Raw genomic sequence first — 20445 nt, 5'->3', positions numbered from 1 at the left:
TAACACTACTATTAAGAGATCAATTACCCATCCTTACGATATTATCTATACGATGACAGGTAAATTTATGGGTAAAGCAGCTATGTGCCCACCAACAATATCTGAAATGAATATGAGTCAGAATAGTGTTGTGATTCATACAGCTACACCTAAAGAAGCTGCCTTTCTAACAATATATCTGAATTCAAAGATCAACAGAATACAAGTAAGAGGATCATACTCGATTACTAAACAAAAATATTTGAATCAAGGTAAAATTGCTCAATTAAAAGTAATGAAGTATGAAAAAAAATACGACTTGCTAATGGAAAGGTATATTAAGGCATTTGATAACTACTATACTTCTATCCAGGAGATAAAAAAAATTATTGAAGCCTTTGATACAAAGAATAATTTGCCGTTCTCCGATGAAGCTCAATTCGGTTTCTCAGTATCTCCAAGCACACTTGACAAATGTATGCTTTGCCCCAATTATTATAGACCTGACGTTGATGAAACTATCAGCTCAGTAATTGGTGATCGCACAGTTACAGGTTTTAATGTTGAAGCTATAAAAAAAGGTGACGAGATTGGAAGCGAAAACTATTTGGAAGATGGTGTTCCGTTTATAAAAACAAGTGATATAATGAACTTTGATGTTGATTATGAACCTGATTGTTATAGTGCTGAATCAACTATATATCAACTTGAACAAGAAATTAGATGCGGTGATATCATTTTTACCAAAGATGGAAAGCCAGGTGAAGTTGCTATTATTCAAGAGGACGATAAAATAATCATTTCAAGTGGATTAGTAAAGTACAGACCTGAAAACGAAACCGAAAGATATTGGTTATTCTTATTGCTAACAAGCAAGTACGGAAAATCCTATTTCAAAAAATGGTTTGTGCTTGCATCAACAATGCTACATTTAAGAGCGGATTTCTTTAATGATTTTAAAATACCTGAAATATCTGATTATATAAGAGATAGTTTCATACTTCCTCTTAAAAAGGCATTTGAAACGAAAAAAAAGTGCTACGATGAGATTATAAAAATAAAAACAACAGTTGAAGATTCGTTCACTAATCCCGATACTGACTTGAATATTTAATATGTTTGAACTGCACTTGACACCCCCAAAATCTGCGCTATAATACCAAATAAGGAGCAAGCCACCAGGCACATATTGCCTCCACAAGTTGCACAGCTCATTATCAAACGTGCTAACAAAATGATAACGGAGCATCAGCAGCCAAGTACAATACAGAACAAAATGTATAATTGAGATACCACAGCTTGAATTTCCTAAACAAAACTGTTTAGTCTAGAGGGCGATTTGAGGAGTGGGAATAATACGATACCCCAAGGCTGTGAACGCAACTCGTTCACAGCCTTTTTCACACTCACTTTCATTATTCAAATAATTTTACATAATTACAAATACCCCCTTGACACTTCTCCCGTTCTGCACTATAATACTACACAAGAGAACTTTTTTAGCGTTGTGCATACGTTAAAATGAGCATAATAAAGCTCAGAAAATAAGCTTTTTTGTGAGATGTGCCGCAAAAGTGTCCTGTTATTTGTTAAAGTGTAGACAAACGGCGCATAATATGATATAATGTAGGGTGAGAAATGAGCGGTTTAAAACAGGCGGTCAGAAACACCGCCAAGATCATAATGTTCAAAGGAGTATATCCCCTTTGCTATAAAGTGTCAAGCCTTAGACCTTTGAGAAAAAACAAGGTCATCTTTGCCGAGATAAGAAGCGGTACGCTGACGGATAGCTTCCGCTATATCTATGAGGAGATAAAGACCAGAGGACTTGATCCGCAGGTCTATTACGTCCATAATAATAAGGGCGGAATGGGCTATCTGCTGAGATATCTGAAGCTTACTTGGCTAATGGGAAACGTGGGTTGCGTTTTGCTTAACGATACCTGTAATCTGTTCGGCGCTTTTAAGTTCAGAAAAGACACAAAGGTCATTCAAACATGGCATTCCTGCGGAGCTTTCAAAAAGTGGGGAGAAAGTATCACCGACCTCTCTTTCGGCGAGTCGCTGGAAGAATTGAGAAAGTTCCCTGCCCATACAAGCTATACACTTTGTACCGTTAGCAGTAAAGAGTGCATATGGGCTTTCAAGGAAGCTTTCGGTTTTGACCTTGATAATAATAGCGTGCAGGCAATAGGCGTATCTCGTACCGACTTTTTCTTTAAAGAGGAAAATCGTGTGAAAGCCTTTGAAAATCTCTATAAGAATTGCCCGAACGCACAGTATAAAAAAGTCCTGCTCTATGCCCCGACCTATCGTGGGGACGCTGATAAGGCTTATATCCCCGAAAAGCTGGATATAAAAGCCCTTAAAGAGAATTTCGGCAGCGAGTGGGTGCTTCTTGTAAAAAGACACGGCTTTGTTAAAAAGGAGTGGGATATCCCCGAGGATTGTCAGGACTTCGCCTTTGATATAACAGAACATATGCCTATCGAGGATCTTCTTTTTACTGCCGATATGTGCATAACCGATTATTCTTCGCTTATTTTTGAATATTCGCTCTTTGAAAGACCTATGATATTCTACGCTTTTGACCTTGACCAGTTCTATGACTATAGAGGCTTTTATTATCCCTATGACTATAGCTTCCTCCCGGGACCAATAGTTAAGACCAATGAGGCACTTATAAACGCCATAAAGCAGGGAAAAGCCGACCCTACTGTCATTTCTGATTTCAGAGAAAGATTTATGGGCGCTTGCGATGGCCGTTCTACCGAAAGGATAGCCGATTATATTATGTCACAAAACAGCGAATACTAAGTAGGGGTGAACAGCGTTCGCCCGTTGACTGCCGAAACTTTATCGGCGTATCACAATGATTTATTTGTCAGATACATTATTATAATATAAATATCAGTAAGGAGTTTGTCTATGATTTACGGTGCAATGCTCGCAGGGGGATCAGGTACAAGAGTTAAAAGCTCTAAAATACCAAAGCAGTTTATCGAGATCGGAGGTAAGCCGATCATAATCTATACCCTTGAAAATATGCTCAAGGTAAAGAGATTTGATTATATCTATATCGCCGTCCATAAGGACTATAAGGACTATATGAACGAGCAGGTGAAAAAGAATATTCCTGAAAGCGAAAAGGTAAGGGTGATCCTCGGTGGCAAGGAAAGAATGGATACTATAAATAATGTCACCACCGCTATCACAAATGATAACGGAATTCATGATGACGATGTTATCGTTATCCACGATGCCGTAAGACCTTTCGTTACAGAGAAGATACTCAACGATTCCATAGATTGTGCCGCAGAATACGGTGCTTGCGTCTGCGGACTTCCATGTGCAGATACTATCCTCCATTCAAAGGGCGGAGAGTATGTTGAAGATATCCCTGTCAGAAGCGAGCTTTACAGCGGACAAGCTCCCGATAGCTTCCGCCTTGCCCACTTTATCCAAATGCAGGATAACCTCACTGAGGAGCAGAAAAAAGTCATCACAGGCACTTCGCAGATATGCACAATGAATAACCAGCCTATCCACCTTATAGAGGGCGACGCTATTAATTTCAAGATAACAACAGACAGCGACCTGCTTATTGTCAGAACGCTGCTTGGCGGTAAATAGAAAGGACTTTTTTTATGAAAAGCTTAATAAACATACCCGAAAAGATGAAAGCACTTGTGCTTTATGGCGTGGGCGACCTGAGAGTAACTGAGGTAGACGTGCCAAAGCTTGAAAAAGGCACCGTATTGCTGAAAATAAAGGCGTGCGGAATTTGTTCAAGCGATATGCCAAGATGCTTTGTAACAGGAACTTACCACTTCCCGACCATACCTGGTCATGAGTTTTCAGGTCAGATAGTTGCAGTTGGCGATGACGTTGACGAAAGCCTTCTCGGCAAACGTTCCTGCGTGTTCCCTATGCTCCCTTGCAAGCATTGTAAAGCCTGCAAAATGGAGGAATATGCACAATGCTCAGGCTATAGCTATTTCGGTTCAAGACAGGACGGCGCATGGGCTGAGTACCTCGTTGTTCCAGTATGGAACTTAGTTCCGTTCGACGATACCCTCGATTATAAAACTGCAGCGCTCTGCGAGCCTGCCGCTGTTTCAATGCACGCTGTAAATATCGGTGACATCAAAGAGGGTCAGAACGTTGTTATCATAGGCACAGGTACAATAGGCTTTATGATAGCCCTCTTTGCAAAAGAGAGAACAAAGACCGGTAAGGTGGTTATCGCAGGTCGTTCAAAGAATAAGCTTGAGTATGCAAAGAAGCTGGGCTTTGACGTTGTTGATACAAGCGTTGACGATCTCCCTGCACAGGTGAAGAAGATAATAGGTATCGACGGAGCAGACGTAACATTTGAAGCTGTCGGCTCAAACGAAGCTATCGCTTCCGCTATCGAGTCAACAGGCGCTCTTGGCAGTATCGTTCTCGTTGGCAACCCGTCAACAGACCTTATCCTGCCTAAGAATATCTATTGGTCAATACTGAGAAAGCAGATAACAGTCAAAGGCTCATGGAATTCCAGCTATAACAGCAGAGTGAACGATTGGAAGAAAGCCCTTGAAGTTTTCGAGCATAGCGACGTAAACTTTGCCGATCTTATCACACATACATTCACAATAGAGGAGAACGAAAAGGCATTCTCCGCTATCAGAAACACAGGCGAGTTCACCTTAAAGGTAATGTTCACATTTGATGATTAAACAGTCTGCTGTTTGTAAATTTGAGTAAAAATTTTGTAGTCGCTTTTCAAGACCTGAAATGAAAGTTGAGGGAAGCTATAAAAGCGGCGGAAAGTAAGGAATAGTTTTAAATGGATAATATGACTCCCGAATTTGAAGAGATATACGGGAACAGAAGAAAGACTATTGAGAGATTAAAAGAGAGAAACAAAAAATTCGCAGAGCTTACAAGAGTAGAGTTCAAGAGAGTTATCCTCCATATCGAGGGCGAGCTTGTGGGCTTTGAAAAAGACGAGCTTGAAAACTTGTCAGCAAGATTTGTCACACATGATAGAACTTGTATGTTCCCTGCCCAGCATTTTGAAGTAAGCGGAACTCATTTTCATCTGACAGTGAATATAATGTCCGCCAATAACGAAGCTCCTATCGCCACAGGCGACTATGACCTTAAAATATTCACAAAGTATAAGGGCATGAATAAACCGCAGATATCAACAGATACAGTGGATTATGTCCTCAGTGGCAGTACGCTTCTCAAGCTCACCTATGATAACGATGGCAGATGCCTGTCAAAACAGGTGCTTACGAACGAGTATCCTTGTATCATATCCGATAAAGTGGAAACTATAGAGGACGATACAAAGGCGAACCCTATGAACTTCAAGCTCAGACGAGGCGCAGAAAACCTTTTCTATGCCAAGTCTGCAAGCGATATGGATACACTCGAATATAAGCTTGCCGTCACCTATAAAGAGCCTAAGCCTTCCCAGACCTTGCCAAAGCGTATTGAGAAGAAGCTTCAAAACCGTAAGAAGCTTATCATAAGAGATGTTTACGGCTTAAAGATATGGTGCTTTAAAAAGGCGTTCTCGTTCTTTAAGCATTTTGCTAAGAAAAACGGGGATATTATCCTCTTTGCCAGCGGTTCGAGAGCCGAGATAGGCGGAAACGAAAAGGTCATCTATGACCGAATGATAGAAAGAGGACTTGACAGCAAGTATAAGTTCAGATTTGACTTCAAAGCAAGTATCACTGTCAATAGGTCGATACCTGCCATGATAAGGTTCGTCTACTATCTTGCAACCTCCGATATCATTCTTATAGATGATTATTACCCTGACATCTACCTTGTGGATTATCCTAAGAACGTCAAGGTGCTTCAGGTTTGGCACGCCTGCGGAGCGTTCAAGTCATTGGGCTTTGAAAGACTGGGCAAGCCGGGCGCACCTCCGTTCAATACAAGGGTGCATAAGTGCTATACCCACGTTCCTGTAAGCTCCTATCATTCTGCGCTCCACCATGCAGAGGGCTTCGCTATCGACGAAAAGAAGTTCTATCCTGTGGGTATCCCAAGAACGGATATCTTCTTTGATGACGAATATAAAGCCAAAACAAGAGAGCAGATGCTGGAAGTTTTCCCTGAGTGCAAAACTGCAAAAACAGTTTATATGTATGCGCCGACCTTCAGAGGAAATAACGCAAATAATGCTCATTTCCCATTTGATAAGCTTGACCTTACAGCATGGGGTAAATTTCTTGATGAAACGGATTCCGTTCTTATCGTAAAGCTCCACCCGTTTGTAAAAAGGCGTATCGAAATACCTGACGAGTATGCTCACAGAATACTTGATGCCTCCGACTACAGAGAGGTAAATGATATTCTATTTATAGTTGACGTGCTTATCACAGACTACAGCTCTATCATATATGAGATGTCACTGCTTAAAAAGCCAATGCTTTTCTTTGCTTTCGACCAAAAGTATTATGAAGCAACAAGAGATTTCTATGAGCCGTATGAGGAACTTGTTCCTGGTAAGATCGTCCACGATTTTGATGAGCTTATGACCGCTCTCAGAGATAAGGATTACGAGTTTGAAAAAATGGAGGGCTTCATAAAGAAGAACTTCAAATATACAGACGGCAAGTCCACCGACAGGGTAATAGACCAGCTTATCATGGGCATTGAGCCTGAAGATAACAGCATAAGATAAAAAAGATGAATAGAAACAGGAGGATCAGTATGGACAATGGTATGATATCAGTCTCAATGATGTGCGTCCATCTGGGACAGATAAAGGAATATCTTGACGCTTTTAAGCGCAACAATATCGAATATCTCCATATAGACGTAATGGACGGCTCATTTGTGCCGAATTTCACACTTTATCCTGATTATGTAAAACAGCTCCGTGATCTGACGGATATCCCATTTGATTTTCATTTCATGATAGAAAAGCCTGAGGAAAGGCTCCAGTGGTTTGATATCAGAGAGGGCGATTATGCGGCAGTGCATTATGAAAGCACAAAACATATCGCAAAGTGCCTGCAATATCTCCGTTCTATCGGTGCAAAGCCTATCTTGGCTATCAATCCCGGCACACCTATCTGTGTGGTAGAGGAAGCCGTAGACTTCATAGACGGTGTGCTTGTCATGACAGTAAACCCTGGCTTTGCAGGACAGAAGCTCGTGCCTAACACGGTGGATAAGGCAAGACGTCTTAGAAAGTGGCTTGACGAAAACGGCCACGAGGACATCATCATAGAAACTGACGGCAATATGTCAAACGAGAACTGCCGCAAGCTTTACGAAGCAGGTGCAAGAATGTTTGTTGCAGGAACATCGAGCCTTGTTAAGCCGCAGGTAGAGGGTATAGACGAAAGGATAGCCGAAAACCGCAAAAATATTTGTCCTATGGAATAAAAAATTGAAAAATGCAGCCGCTCTGTATGCATTGTGCAGGGCGGTTTTTACATTGTTTATGAGAATACGAAAAAGCGGTGCAGAGTTTCCACTCCGACACCGCTTTGCCTATATCTTTACTTTATTTTTCTCTATAAAGTCCACATTCCCTATCATGGGAATATATCACTCCCACCGCCTGCAAAAACGAATATATTATCACGCTTCCCACGAACTTCATTCCACGCTTTTTCAAGTTTTCAGATATCCTATCTGACCATTCGTTGGTAGTTTTATCGCACTCATACAATATTTCTCCGTCAGTAAACTTGCAAAGATAATCATAAAAGCTCCCCTGCTCCTTCACAATATCCCGAAATATTCTTGCATTAGAAATACTCGCCCTAATTTTCAGCTTATTTCGCACAATAGAACTGTCAGAGCAAAGCTCTGCGATCTTCTCTTCGTCATATCCACAGACCGTATCAAGGTCAAAGTCATCATAAGCCCTGCGGAAATTCTCACGCTTGTTCAGTATGCACTCCCACGAAAGCCCAGCCTGAAAAGACTCCAGCACAAGCATCTCAAACAAATAGCTGTCATCAGTCCTGAGAACGCCCCATTCCTTGTCATGATATTCCACATACTTTGGATTTTTCAGGTCGCACCATTTGCACCTGTTCATATAAGCTTCGTACCCTCGTTGTCAATGTGAAATTCCTTTACCTGCCAGCCTTTAAGCCCTGCATTGTCAAGAGAAAATTTCATCTTGCCTGCGAAATATTGATTGCTCTCATCTACAATAGCCATGATAGTTGGACCTGCACCGCTTATGTATGCCGCATATGCACCGTGAGTGTACGCAATGTCAAAAACGTCCTTGCAGTGGGGTATAAGCGCCATTCTGTAAGGCTGGTGAAGCCTGTCATCAACTGCCGTTTTCAGATTTTCAAACTTGCCCGTAAGAAGCGAAGCCGAGAAAAGCGCCGCACGGGAAAGGTTGTAAACTGCGTCCTTGTGTGAAACTTCCTTAGGCAGACAAGCCCTCGCTTCCTCAGTTTTCAGCTCAAAATCAGGTATTATCGCCACGAATTTCAGCTTTGTGAAAACCTCCTGCTTTACCCAGTGTACCTTTCTTCCGTCAAATACCGCCGTCACAATTCCGCCAAGAAGTGCAGGCGCAGTGTTGTCAGGGTGACCCTCTATCTGTGCCGCAAGGTCAACAAGATCGTCCTTTGTGAGGGGATCTCCAAGCATTTTGTTTGCCCCCACAAGTCCTGCGATTATGCAGGCAGAGGACGAGCCAAGTCCCCTCGCCATAGGAATGTTGCTTGTCTGTATAAGTTTAAGTCCCTCCAGCTTTTTTCCGCATACCGCAAAAAGGTCTTTGGCAGAAATGTAAATAAGGTTTCTCTCGTCCGTAGGAATGTCAAGCCCGTCCGCAGCCGTAATGTCTATCTTGTCGCACTCCTCCATTTCAATGTAGTTGTAGTAAGTGAGCGCAAGACCCAGTGCGTCAAAACCGGCGCCAAGGTTAGCCGACGTGGCAGGTATCTGTATTTTTATCATGGTGAAAACTCCTTTATATGTAAAAATGTACGAATAAGCGCAGTTAAAATTGTATTTTACATCAATTGACAATTAGTCAATGTTATGCTATCCTTTAGTTAAAGAAAGGGGGGCGAGCAAATGAATAGAAAAATAATTATCGCTCTGTGTGCATTGTGTCTCTGTGCATTTTGTTCATGCAGTAAAAACGAAGAACAGAACAACTCGTCCGAAAAACCGACCGAAACAACAGCGGTGACAACAGTTTCAACAACGACCACCACCCCAACCACCTCAGAGCTTGTGGCAGACACTCCGCCGCCGTATATGTACTATGAGGGCAAAACATATACCTCACTTTACAAAGCCGAAGAAACTCTTATGTCAACAGACGATAAGATGACCGAAAGGCTGAACGGCTATGAGTTCGTAGGAAACACCCACGAATTTTTTAACATCGGTGATATGAAGTCAGACTTTGATGTGACTTCACTGCCTGATAACGCCAAGGTCTACCATGACCCTGACAAAGCAGATGACAGCGACCCGTTTATAATTGCCTTTGAAGAAAACGGACAAACCACCCTCTATTATATGAATTTGCTCAGTGAATAACATACTGTAATAAACGCAATTGATTTCTTTGAGGGGGACTTATTATGAAAAAGAAAACAGCAGTTATTATTCTGGCATTTCTGGCAGTATGTCTTTGCTCGTGTTCAAAAAGCAAAAATGACAGCGGAATAGACTCCGAATATGTTAAAACAGAGAGTGTTGTAACTGAGGAGAGCACAGAGGAAACAACAGAGGTCAGAGGAGCTGATATGTGTCCATTGTATATGTATTATGAGGGCGATCTGTATATCCCTGCGGTCAATCCTGAAGACAGACTGATCTTTGATACAGCCGAGTTAAAAGACTATAAGTATGTTGGAAAAACAACACAATGCATTGATTGCAGTGGCTTAACAGAGAATTTTAGGGTCACCATTCTTCGTGATAATGCAAAGGTCTATTATAATCAGAATGAACCTTTGGACGGCAAGCCTTTTGCTCTGATGTCTATTAATGAGAACGGCACTGTTTGGATAGCATATCTCAAACTAAATGATCGTGATTAAATATGTAAAGCGGCGGAGTTTTGATCCGCCGCTTCTTGTTTTTTATCAGTATATCCTTATCTTGCTTGCGATCTCAGCGGAGTGTGAAAGGATAGTCAGGTTAGCGTCAATGTCAGCCTCTTTCATGTTCGGCGTGATAAACGCAAGCTCGTTCTCTGTCCTGCCCGAACGCTCTATATACATGAGCTTTCCGAACATCTCAGAAATAGAAGACTTTAGAGCCTCAGCATTTTCAGCCTTTATGCGAACATACATTGAAACGTCCATATCCTTGTATGGTGCAACAAAGTTCTTGTCATCACAATCTTCCCATGTAAGCGCAAGCACTCTGTGATGATGCTTCAGACAATCGATAATGTCGCCCACTACCGCAGAAGCTGTAGGAAGCTTTCCTGCACCCTGTCCGTAGAACATAACGTCGCCAACGCCGTCGCCTGTTACGCTGATAGCATTGTATACATCGTCAACAGACGCAAGAAGATTTGACTTTGGCACAAGTCTAGGACAAACGATAGCACTCACTCTGCCGTCATCAAGCTTCTTTACAGAACCAATAAGCTTTATAACATATCCTGCGTTTGCAGCATATTCAACATCATCAAGTGTGATCTTTGTTATGCCTGAGCAGTGTACCATTTCAGGATAAATGTGCTTGCCGTATGCAAGCGAGCCAAGTATACAGATCTTTCTGCAAGCGTCCTCGCCCTCAACGTCAGCCGTAGGGTCAGCCTCAGCGTAACCAAGCTTCTGAGCCATTTTCAGCGCATCGTCAAATGACATCTGCTCTTTTATCATCTTTGTAAGAATGAAGTTAGTCGTTCCGTTGAGGATACCTGATATCTGAAGTATCTCGTTTCCTGCCAGACACTTGTTAAGCGGTCTGATGATAGGTATACCGCCGCCAACGCTTGCCTCGAACAGATAGTTGCAGTTGTGTTCCCTTGCTATTTTAAGAAGCTCTGCACCCTTTTCTGCAACTAGCGCCTTGTTTGATGTAACAACGCTCTTGCCGTGTTCAAGAAGCTTCTTTGTGTAGTCATAAGCGAAAGTCGTTCCGCCTACTACCTCGGCTACTACTTCTACCTCGGCATCATTGAGAATGATGTTGAAGTCCTTTATCATTTTGTCTGCAAATGGAGAATCAGGGAAATCCCTCAGATCAAGAATGTACTTGATGTCACATTCCTTGCCGACCTTTTTTGAGATAGATTCACGGTTTTTCATAAAAAGCTCCACTGTACCAGAGCCTACAACGCCATAACCGATAACTGCTACTTTACACATAAAAAATCCTCATTCCTAATAAATTATATATTGTTAAAATCTTATTTTGCCCTTACTCTCCCGATATTATCTTGACTTCCACAACGCCGTGAACTTTAGAAAGCTCCTCCGTAAGCACGTTGGTGCTAAGTGCGTCATGCTCAAATCTTACCGAGAATGTCACCGTCGCCACCGAGTCGATAGGGATATTCTGGTTTATGGTCAGAATATTCGTGTTCAGCTCGTAAAGCCGTGATATAATGGAGGAAAGCACTCCCTTTTCATCTCTCAGTATGCAGTATACCGAAACGATGTTGTTTGTGAGCTGTTCTTCATAATTGAATACGGAGTCCTTGTATTTGTAGTATGCGCTCCTCGATATCCCCACCTTGCGACAGGCTTCCGATGAGGTGGAAACTTCGCCCCTTGCCCTCATGCGCTTTGCGGCAAGCACCTTTAGCACAATGTCAGGAAGCACCTCAGAGCTTACGATAACAAGTTTGTTTTGCCCGTTCTCCAATTTTAGTCCACCTCCAAAGTACAGATGTGTGCGTGATAAATACAAGTTTACCACTTTTGTCCCCTTTTGTCAAGTGACCTGACCGCAGATATTCAACTAATTTTTCAAATTCAGGGTAAAATAAAATGTGTATTCTGACTAAAATCATTACACATAGAGCAATTTGTCCAAAGAAAAGTCATATGGATAGTGCAAAATATATAAAAAGTATGGCTTTGTACCCCTTCAAACTTGCTATTTAAGACAAAAAGGTGTACAATTAATGTTATGAAACTATCCTGCCTGAAAGGGGAGAATAATATGGATATGATAGCAGAAATACTGCAAACAGATAAAGCCGCTGCAGGCAAGCTTGAAAAAGCAGATATGGAAAGCGGCGAACTGCTGGAGCGCACAGTGAAAGAAGCGCAGGAGCTGAAAGAAAACGCCCTGAAAGAAGCCGAAGCCTATAAAACGCAGAAAGCCAAAGAGGTCACAGAGCGTATAAATACCGAAAGCGAAAAGATAACTTCCGCACAGAACGAGAAAACAACGGTTCTCGATAAAATATTTGAAGAAAAACATACTCAGTGGGAGAAGGAGATATTTGATAATATCATCTCTCCGAAGTAGAGCAAAAATTCTCCGTGAAAGGGGCTGAAAAATATGCTTGACAGTTGGTCTGCCAACGGAACAGTGGCGAAAATAAAATATATCCACGGAAGAATGTTTACTAAAGAGAACTATCATGAAATGCTCATGCGAAGAACAGTCCCCGAAGCCGCAGACTATCTTGCACATTCAGCCAGATATAAAGACGCTTTCCGTGACGTTGACCCTAATACCGTCCATAGAGGTTTTGTGGAGGCGCTTCTCCAAAGAGAGAATTTCAATACCTATATGCGCCTGTGCAGATTTCAGGAGCTTGATAAACTGCCTTTTTATGACTTCCTTATAAAAAGCAAGGAGATAGAATGTATTCTGTCCATGATAAACAATATAAATTCAGGGCTTGATAATTCTTACCTTAACGACCTTCCCGGCTATGTCATAAAACATTCAAAGGTGAGCCTTCTTGAAATGAGCCGAGCCGAGAACTATGAACAGCTTCTTAAAATACTAAGAAATACACCGTATTATAAGATACTGGTGAAAATACCGCCTTTGGAGGACGGCTCAGCGGATTATACCGAGTGCGAGCTAAGGCTGAGAACAGCCTATTATACCGAGCTTTTAAATACCGCAAAGCACGATTTTTCCGAAATGCAAAGCAAACAGCTCTCAGAAATGATAAGCCGAGAGATAGATTGCCTTAACATAATAAACGCCTACCGTATGAAAGCCTTTTTTGGCTACTCCCCCGAGGAGATAAAAAAACGGCAGATAAGAATAAAAACAGGCACAGGCTCAGTTAAAAGACTTGATAAGTATTATGAGCTTGAAAGCCCCGAAGATATGCTCGAATGGGTGAAAAGATCAAAGTATTCAAAGGGTTGCAAACAGACCTCTGAATATATCGAAAGTATAGTCCGAAGTTCACAGTTTGCCTATCTTTCTCATATCCTCGCCCAAAGCACCGCCGCACCAGTTTCCCTCTATGCCTTTATGAAACTGTGCAGTACGGAAGCCTTGAACATCGTGCATATAATCGAAGCGATAAGATATAACGCCGACCCCTCGGCAGTTGAAAAGGATCTTATCATCACCGCCTGAGCGGTAAATTCTCAGGAAAGGAGATAATGTGATTGGCTATAGAAAAAATGTCCCTTGTGAATATAGCAGGTCTTATGGACGAGCTTGATGCGACCTTGAAAAGGTGCTGTGAAAGCGGCTGTTTTCATATTGAGCCTGCTGGCAATTCTCCCGACAGCGCAATGAAGCCCCTCAGCGAGAAAAATGAGTATGACCGACCTCTGAAAGAGCTTGCCCAGCTTTCCGCACAGCTTGGTATAACTCTAAAGGAAACTGATTTTACTGACTGTGACCTGTCAGCTCCGCAGGATTTTAACTCCCTGTTTGAAAAGTATAATACCCCTTTCAGTGAGCTTAATACAAAGCGGCTGGAGCTTACTCAGCGTATCTCAGAGCTTGGAGGGGCGGTCAGACAAATAGACCACCTGAAAGGTATGCACAGCGACTTTCAGCAGCTTTTCTCAATGAAGTATGTTTCCGTTCGTATCGGAAAGCTGCCTGTGGATAACCTGCCGAAGCTTGACTATTATAACGAGAATTTCTTCTTTGTCCCCTTTGAAACGGGAAAAAGCTTCTGCTGGGGAATGTATTTCGTCCCTGAACGTGATAAACAGCGTGTTGATGATATCTTCCACTCAATGTATTTTGAAAGGATACGGATACCGTCCTATGTATCAGGCGACGCAGACGAAGCCTTGGAAAAGCTAAAACAAACTATAGACGCAGATACAGTTGAGAACGCAAAGATAAACGAGCAGATAAACGAGCTTGCCGCAAAAGCAGAGCCTGAACTGCAAAAAGCTTTTTCAAAACTAAGGTTTATCCACGATACCTTTGACCTGCGGCGAAATGCCGCCGCACTAAACGATAAGTTTTATCTTAAAGGCTTTATCCCCGAAAAGGAAAAAGACCGCTTTGATAAGCTTTTCGAGGATATGCGTTCAGTGTCAGTGGTCTATCTCCCACCTGACGCAGACGCCTCATGTGAGCCGCCTACAGTGCTTAAAAACAACTTTTTGACCCGACCTTTCACAATGCTTGTGGAAATGTATGGTCTGCCTGAGTATAAAGGCTATAACCCGACAGCCTTCGTGGCAATAACCTATACTCTGCTTTTCGGCATAATGTTCGGCGACTTGGGACAAGGACTTCTTATCGTTCTAGGCGGACTTGCCTTGAAGAAAAAGCTGGGAGCAAAAATAAGCGGTCTTGTCACACGCCTTGGCATATCAAGTATGATATTCGGCACTCTCTATGGCTCGTTCTTCGGTTATGAAGAGCTTTTAGACCCTGTGTTTGAGAATATAGGACTTGACTTCCTGCCCCTAAAGGTTTTCAAGCAAACGAACTTTATCCTCATAACTGCCGTTGCCATAGGTGTGGCACTTATCGTTATCTCAATGATACTCAATATCTATATCGGCTTTAAAAATAAGGATTACGAAAAAGCCATTTTCGGCTGTAACGGCATTGCAGGACTTGTGTTCTATAGCTCCGTTGCGGCAGGACTTGTTGGAACGCTCATGTTCGATGTAAAAGTCATGTCCGCTCCGTTCGTCATCTTCCTTATCGTAATACCATTGGTGTGCATATTCTGCCGAACACCTTTCTCTATCGCCGTGAAGTATAAACAGTGGCGCTTGTCCGAGGACGAGGAAAAAATGACCGTTGGCAACTTTATAGTTGAGAACTTCTTTGAAATGTTCGAGTTCCTGCTGAGCTATGTTTCAAATACTATGTCATTTCTCCGTGTGGGCGGATTTGTCCTCTCCCACGCAGGCATGATGCTAGTGGTAATGACCCTTATGGAAATGTGTTCCGCCGCCGCACAGCCATTCGTGCTTGTGCTTGGCAACCTGTTTGTAATGGTAATGGAGGGCATGATAGTTGCCATTCAGATAATCAGACTTGAGTTTTATGAGATATTCTCCCGTTTCTATGAGGGCGGCGGAAAACCATTCGAGCCTGTTGGTGTAAAATTTACCGCACAAACAGAATGAAATCAAATTTGTGGTATTGTTTTGCAGGGGCGAACATCGTTCGGTCACTTGCCGTGACGGGCATTTTACCCCGACCATTATCCATACCCGTACAATGTAATTCGTAAAATCTAAAGTAAAAATAATTTTTTTTGGAGGAATCAACTATGCTTATCTATTTCTTGCTTCCACTTATAGCAGTCGCACTTCTTTGTGTACCATTCATTTTCACCGCAAAGAAAATAAAGAACGGAAGATCACCAAAGGGTGCTTTTATCGGTAATCTCTGTACATTTGCAGGCATAATGCTCTGCGCTCTTATCGTCCCTGTAGGTAATTTTGTTTCAGCCGCAAGCGAGGAGGGCGTTAAGGCCGCCCTTTCAACAGGCGCAGGCCTTGGCTACCTGGCAGCAGCCCTCGCCGTTGGACTTTCCTGCGTAGGTTCAGGCATAGCCGTTGCCGCAGGCGCTCCAGCCGCTATCGGTGCAACCTCAGAAGACCCTAAGAACTTTGTAAAGGCTCTTATCTTCGTTGTTCTTGGCGAAGGTATCGCCCTCTATGGACTTCTTATCGCTATCCTTATAATCTCAAACGTAGGCACTGCATTGGGCATTTAACATGAGATTTTATCTTATCAGCGATAATATAGATACCCAGATGGGCATGAGACTTTCAGGTATCGAGGGCGTTGTGGTGCATACCTCCGAGGAGGTGTCAAACGCACTTGATAAGGCTATGGAAATGAAGGACGTTGGCGTTGTGCTTATGACAGAGCTTGCAGTCAAGCAGTGCAGAGAAAAGGTCTATGACTATAAGCTCACAAGAGAAACGCCCCTCATAGTTGAAATACCAGACCGCCATGCCACATCAAAGATATCTGATACCATTTCCCACTATCTCGCAGAAGCAGTGGGAATAAAGCTGTGATTTTGATAGGAGTTTAGTAATGGAAAATCAGACGATAAAACTTGAACGCTTCAAGCAGGCTGTCTTTGAGGACGCTGAAAAGCAGGCAAAGCTCATAACCGAAGCCGCTGATAAACAGCGTGAAAACGAGCTTGCTCAGGCGAAAATAGAAGCACAAAGCCTCGCAGACTCAAAAAAAGCCTCCACAGATAAGACCGAGGAGGCAAGAGCCGTAAGGGAAATATCTTCAAAACAGCTTGAAGCTAAAAGAAACGTGCTTTGCCATAGAGAAAAGCTTATAGACAGCGTTTTTGACAACGTAAAAAGCAGGCTTGCGACTTTCAAAGCAAGCAGAGATTATAAGTCTTGGCTAAAAGAAAAAGCCGAAAAATGCAAACAGACCTATCCCGAGCATAAGGGCGTTATCTACCTCTCACCTGAGGATATGAAATACGCCTCTGACCTTGCAGACTTTGAAGTAAAAAGCCGAGATTCCATAGAGCTTGGCGGTATGCTCATGGTCTATGAGGATATTGGTATAGCACTTGATTATACCTTTGATTCAGCATTTGAGGGGCAGCGTTCAGCCTTTACTGAAAAAGCCGAGCTTGTGCTTGGGTAATAAGGAGTTTTTTATGGATAAAATATATTCGGTAAACGGACCTGTAGTAAAGGTTGCAGATACGAAAAGCTTTGCCATGCAGGAAATGGTCTATGTGGGCAAAAAGCGTCTTATCGGCGAGGTCATAAGAGTGCAGTCCGATTTTACCACCATTCAGGTCTATGAGGGCACAACAGGGCTTATGCCTGACGAGCCTGTTACCTCAACAGGCGCACCAATGTCCGCAACCCTCGGTCCCGGTATAATAAATAACATCTTCGACGGCATAGAAAGACCTCTCAAAAAGCTTGAAGAAGTCTCAGGCGCATTTATCGCTGACGGTGCAGACGTAAGCTCGCTTGATACAGAGAAAAAGTATCCCGTTACAATGACAGTGAAAACAGGGGATAAGCTTTCCGCAGGGGATATTTATTGCACCTGCCCCGAAACGCCACTTATCACACATAAGTGTATGCTTTCCCCTCTGTCAAAAGGCGGAGAGGTCATATGGACTGCCGAAAACGGCGACTATACAATAAATGACGTTGTGGCAAAAATAAAAGCCCCTAACGGTGCAGTAGAGGAGCTTACCCTCTGCCAGAAATGGCCTATCAGAACATCAAGACCATGCAAAAACCGCCTGCCTATTACAAAGCCGTTGGTAACAGGTCAGCGTATCGTTGATACTATTCTGCCGGTTGCAAAGGGCGGAACAGCCGCTATCCCTGGGGGCTTCGGCACAGGCAAGACCATGACCCAGCACCAGCTTGCAAAATGGTGTGATGCAGATATAATCGTCTATATAGGCTGCGGCGAGCGTGGAAACGAAATGACGCAGGTGCTTGAGGAGTTCTCAGAGCTTATCGACCCGAAAACACAAAGACCGCTTACCGACAGAACAGTGCTTATCGCAAATACCTCAAATATGCCTGTCGCTGCCCGTGAAGCCTCTATCTATACGGGCATAACCCTTGCCGAGTATTACCGTGATATGGGTTATCATATCGCAATTATGGCAGACTCTACCTCACGTTGGGCAGAAGCTCTCCGTGAGATATCAGGCAGACTTGAAGAAATGCCTGCCGAGGAAGGTTTTCCTGCCTATCTGCCGTCACGAATTTCCGAGTTCTATGAGCGTGCAGGCTATGTTGAAACTCTGGGCGGCAAGGAAGGCTCTGTTACTATAATCGGAGCAGTTTCGCCCCAAGGCTCTGACTTTTCCGAGCCTGTCACACAGAATACAAAGCGTTTTGTACGTTGCTTCTGGGCGCTTGATAAATCTCTCGCCTATGCAAGACATTATCCTGCAATAAACTGGAACACAAGCTATTCCGAGTATGCAGAAGACCTTGCCGATTATTATAATAAAAACGTCAATGAGAACTTCATGAAAGTCAGACAGGAGATATCAAATATCCTCGTTGAGGAAAATACTCTTATGGAGATAGTTAAGCTCATGGGTACTGACGTCCTCCCTGACGATCAAAAGCTTCTTATCGAAACTGCAAGAGCCGTAAGAGTGGGCTTTTTGCAGCAAAATGCCTATCATAAGGACGATACCTACGTCCCCCTTGATAAGCAGTACCGCATGATGAAGCTTATCACAGATTTCTATGCCCTTGCAAAGAAAGCACTTTCACAGGGCGTGAACGTTGATAAAATAATAGGCTGCGGCTGGATAGAAAAGCTTATCAAAGTCAAGTATGATATACCGAACGATAAAATAGAGCTTTTTGACGAATACGGAAAGAATATGAAAGCCGATATGGAGGCTTTGACAGGAGGTGCAGGAGCGTGAACGTAAAATATATCGGTCTTAGCGAAATAAACGGACCGCTCGTTGCACTTGACCATGTAAGCGGCATTTCCTATGACGAAATGGCGGAAATAAAACTTGATGACGGTACACGACGCCTTGCAAGAGTTGTAGAGGTGGAAAAAGACAGAGCCGTTTTGCAGGTTTTCGAGGGAACAAAAGGACTTTCCCTTGTTAATACCACCACAAGCTTTCAGGGCAAGCCTATGGAGCTTGCATTGTCTACCGAAATGCTGGGCAGGATATTCAGCGGAGCAGGCAAGCCTATCGACGGTCTGGGGGAGATCTTCCCCGAAAAATACCGTGATATAAACGGCTCGCCCCTTAACCCTGTTTCAAGAACATATCCTCGAAACTATATAAACACAGGAATATCCTCCATAGACGCCCTTACTACCCTTATAAGAGGTCAGAAACTCCCTATCTTCTCAGGTTCGGGACTTTCCCATAATAAGCTCGCCGTGCAGATAGTAAGGCAAGCGAAAATCGCCGACGAAAACGGACAGGATTTCGCAATAGTTTTCGGAGCAATGGGCGTAAAAAACGACGTTGCAGATTATTTCAGACGCTGTTTCGAGGAAACAGGCGTTTTGCAAAGGGTCGCAATGTTTTTGAATCTTTCAAACGACCCTATCATAGAGCGTATCCTCACTCCAAGATGTGCCCTGACTTGTGCCGAATATCTTGCCTTTGAGCATGATATGCATATTCTCGTTATCCTCACAGATATGACTTCCTATGCCGAAGCCTTGCGAGAGTTCTCCTCATCAAAGGGGGAGATACCGGGAAGAAAAGGCTATCCGGGCTATCTCTATTCCGACCTTGCCTCTATCTATGAAAGAGCAGGCATTGTAAAGGGTGCAAAAGGCTCTGTTACGCAGATACCGATACTCACCATGCCAAATGACGATATCACCCATCCTGTCCCTGACCTTACAGGCTATATCACCGAGGGACAGATAGTTCTTGACAGAAACCTCGACCAAACAGGCGTTTATCCTGCTGTTTCTATCCTGCCGAGCCTTTCAAGACTTATGAAAGACGGCATAGGCGAGGGCTATACAAGGGAAGATCACCAAATGGTGTCGAACCAACTTTTTGCAGCCTATGCAAAGGTGCAGGACGCAAGAAGCCTTGCTTCCGTTATCGGTGAGGAGGAGCTTTCCGATACCGATAAAGCCTATCTTAAATTCGGCACGCTTTTTGAGAAGCATTTTATCGACCAAGGCTTTGACGTGAACCGCACCATAGATGAAACTCTCGACCTAGGCTGGAGCTTGCTTTCCACACTGCCGAAATCAGAGCTTGACCGTGTTGACGAAGAACATCTGGAGCATTATTACAGTGCCGAAAAAGCTAAGGCACTTTTTGCAGAGGACTAAAATTCAGTGCCGCACAAATAATTATGTAGGGGCGAACATTGTTCGCCCGTTATTCCACAATATTGCGGTTATTTATGATATTGTCGTCACTCACAATATTGTTGTTTGCGATTTTGTAATTATTTGCAACATCACTATTTCAATGCTGAATAAAACGGCTCACAAAGAAAAAATCGGGCGAACAATGTTCGCCCCTACTGGACTTTATTTATATACAGTGATATAATAGAAACCTGCTAAGAAAAATCAATAGGCAAAATGAACAAAGTTGAGAAAAGA

At 43.0% G+C, this 20445-nt stretch carries 20 protein-coding genes; 16 read left to right on the top strand and 4 right to left on the bottom strand.

Translation table 11 applies throughout. The annotated features are described in order from the left end of the window. The 6 genes from WS40_RS08375 to WS40_RS08350 form a co-directional block, all read left to right on the top strand. Positions 1 to 1093, top strand: a 1093-nt coding sequence (locus WS40_RS08375; RefSeq protein WP_325208495.1) for a hypothetical protein, incomplete at its 5' end; no start/stop codon positions are given. Between the two features lie 524 nt (positions 1094 to 1617). Continuing rightward, complete coding sequence (locus tag WS40_RS08370; protein ID WP_046441667.1) at positions 1618 to 2796, top strand: CDP-glycerol glycerophosphotransferase family protein; 1179 nt, start codon at positions 1618 to 1620, stop codon at positions 2794 to 2796. 111 nt (positions 2797 to 2907) lie between these two features. Further along, positions 2908 to 3612, top strand: a complete 705-nt coding sequence (locus tag WS40_RS08365) for an IspD/TarI family cytidylyltransferase (RefSeq protein WP_046441666.1) — start codon at positions 2908 to 2910, stop codon at positions 3610 to 3612. A gap of 14 nt (positions 3613 to 3626) precedes the next feature. Next, positions 3627 to 4700: a galactitol-1-phosphate 5-dehydrogenase gene (locus WS40_RS08360; RefSeq protein ID WP_022287040.1), complete on the top strand. Its 1074-nt coding sequence runs from the start codon at positions 3627 to 3629 to the stop codon at positions 4698 to 4700. 110 nt (positions 4701 to 4810) lie between these two features. Further along, the gene (locus WS40_RS08355) at positions 4811 to 6670 is read left to right on the top strand and encodes a CDP-glycerol glycerophosphotransferase family protein (protein WP_278340081.1); all 1860 of its coding nucleotides are present in this window, start codon (positions 4811 to 4813) and stop codon (positions 6668 to 6670) included. A gap of 29 nt (positions 6671 to 6699) precedes the next feature. Continuing rightward, positions 6700 to 7380, top strand: coding sequence for a ribulose-phosphate 3-epimerase (locus WS40_RS08350; protein ID WP_022287038.1), 681 nt, complete (start codon positions 6700 to 6702; stop codon positions 7378 to 7380). A gap of 121 nt (positions 7381 to 7501) precedes the next feature. Here WS40_RS08350 and WS40_RS08345 read toward each other — a convergent pair whose 3' ends face one another. Together WS40_RS08345 and thrB are read right to left on the bottom strand one after the other, a co-directional pair. Continuing rightward, the gene (locus tag WS40_RS08345) at positions 7502 to 8044 is read right to left on the bottom strand and encodes a DNA-3-methyladenine glycosylase I (RefSeq protein WP_046441665.1); all 543 of its coding nucleotides are present in this window, start codon (positions 8042 to 8044) and stop codon (positions 7502 to 7504) included. Then, positions 8041 to 8928: a homoserine kinase gene (gene thrB, locus WS40_RS08340; protein WP_022287036.1), complete on the bottom strand. Its 888-nt coding sequence runs from the start codon at positions 8926 to 8928 to the stop codon at positions 8041 to 8043. Before thrB ends, WS40_RS08345 begins: the two co-directional genes overlap by 4 nt. Positions 8929 to 9048: 120 nt before the next feature. On the opposite strand from thrB, the gene WS40_RS08335 reads away from it, so the two are divergent. Together WS40_RS08335 and WS40_RS08330 are read left to right on the top strand one after the other, a co-directional pair. Next, positions 9049 to 9522 carry a hypothetical protein gene (locus WS40_RS08335; RefSeq protein ID WP_038672685.1) on the top strand — a complete coding sequence of 158 codons (474 nt, stop codon included), beginning with the start codon at positions 9049 to 9051 and terminating at the stop codon, positions 9520 to 9522. 44 nt (positions 9523 to 9566) lie between these two features. Beyond that, positions 9567 to 10028, top strand: a complete 462-nt coding sequence (locus tag WS40_RS08330) for a hypothetical protein (RefSeq protein WP_046441664.1) — start codon at positions 9567 to 9569, stop codon at positions 10026 to 10028. Between the two features lie 45 nt (positions 10029 to 10073). Here the strand turns inward: WS40_RS08330 and WS40_RS08325 are convergent, their stop codons facing one another. Beyond that, positions 10074 to 11312, bottom strand: a complete 1239-nt coding sequence (locus WS40_RS08325; RefSeq protein ID WP_022287035.1) for a homoserine dehydrogenase — start codon at positions 11310 to 11312, stop codon at positions 10074 to 10076. A gap of 52 nt (positions 11313 to 11364) precedes the next feature. Then, positions 11365 to 11811, bottom strand: a complete 447-nt coding sequence (locus WS40_RS08320; RefSeq protein ID WP_022287034.1) for an ACT domain-containing protein — start codon at positions 11809 to 11811, stop codon at positions 11365 to 11367. Between the two features lie 300 nt (positions 11812 to 12111). Between WS40_RS08320 and WS40_RS08315 the strand changes: the two genes are divergently transcribed. The 8 genes from WS40_RS08315 to WS40_RS08280 all read left to right on the top strand — a co-directional run bounded on the left by WS40_RS08315 (position 12112) and on the right by WS40_RS08280 (position 20166). Then, the gene (locus WS40_RS08315) at positions 12112 to 12423 is read left to right on the top strand and encodes a hypothetical protein (protein ID WP_038672679.1); all 312 of its coding nucleotides are present in this window, start codon (positions 12112 to 12114) and stop codon (positions 12421 to 12423) included. A gap of 33 nt (positions 12424 to 12456) precedes the next feature. Next, the gene (locus tag WS40_RS08310; protein ID WP_046441663.1) at positions 12457 to 13503 is read left to right on the top strand and encodes a V0D/AC39 family V-type ATPase subunit; all 1047 of its coding nucleotides are present in this window, start codon (positions 12457 to 12459) and stop codon (positions 13501 to 13503) included. A gap of 32 nt (positions 13504 to 13535) precedes the next feature. Beyond that, the gene (locus WS40_RS08305; RefSeq protein ID WP_046441662.1) at positions 13536 to 15482 is read left to right on the top strand and encodes a V-type ATP synthase subunit I; all 1947 of its coding nucleotides are present in this window, start codon (positions 13536 to 13538) and stop codon (positions 15480 to 15482) included. 146 nt (positions 15483 to 15628) lie between these two features. Continuing rightward, positions 15629 to 16078 carry an ATP synthase subunit C gene (locus WS40_RS08300; protein ID WP_022287030.1) on the top strand — a complete coding sequence of 150 codons (450 nt, stop codon included), beginning with the start codon at positions 15629 to 15631 and terminating at the stop codon, positions 16076 to 16078. A 1-nt stretch (position 16079) separates the two neighbouring features. Next, entirely contained in the window at positions 16080 to 16388 is a 309-nt protein-coding gene (locus WS40_RS08295) for a V-type ATP synthase subunit F (RefSeq protein WP_022287029.1), read from the top strand. Positions 16389 to 16407: 19 nt separating this feature from the next. Next, a complete protein-coding gene (locus tag WS40_RS08290; RefSeq protein WP_046441661.1) occupies positions 16408 to 16989 on the top strand; it encodes a V-type ATP synthase subunit E in 582 nt (193 codons plus the stop codon). Positions 16990 to 17002: 13 nt separating this feature from the next. After that, positions 17003 to 18766 carry a V-type ATP synthase subunit A gene (locus WS40_RS08285; protein ID WP_046441660.1) on the top strand — a complete coding sequence of 588 codons (1764 nt, stop codon included), beginning with the start codon at positions 17003 to 17005 and terminating at the stop codon, positions 18764 to 18766. Beyond that, positions 18763 to 20166, top strand: coding sequence for a V-type ATP synthase subunit B (locus tag WS40_RS08280; protein WP_046441659.1), 1404 nt, complete (start codon positions 18763 to 18765; stop codon positions 20164 to 20166). Before WS40_RS08285 ends, WS40_RS08280 begins: the two co-directional genes overlap by 4 nt. Positions 20167 to 20445 lie beyond the last annotated feature (279 nt).

The sequence above is a fragment of the Ruminococcus sp. N15.MGS-57 genome, from assembly GCF_000980385.1.
Lineage (GTDB): Bacteria > Bacillota > Clostridia > Oscillospirales > Ruminococcaceae > Hominimerdicola > Hominimerdicola aceti.
The sequence above is the reverse complement of the archived record's forward strand: the minus strand, read 5'-3'. Positions and strand labels throughout refer to the sequence as shown.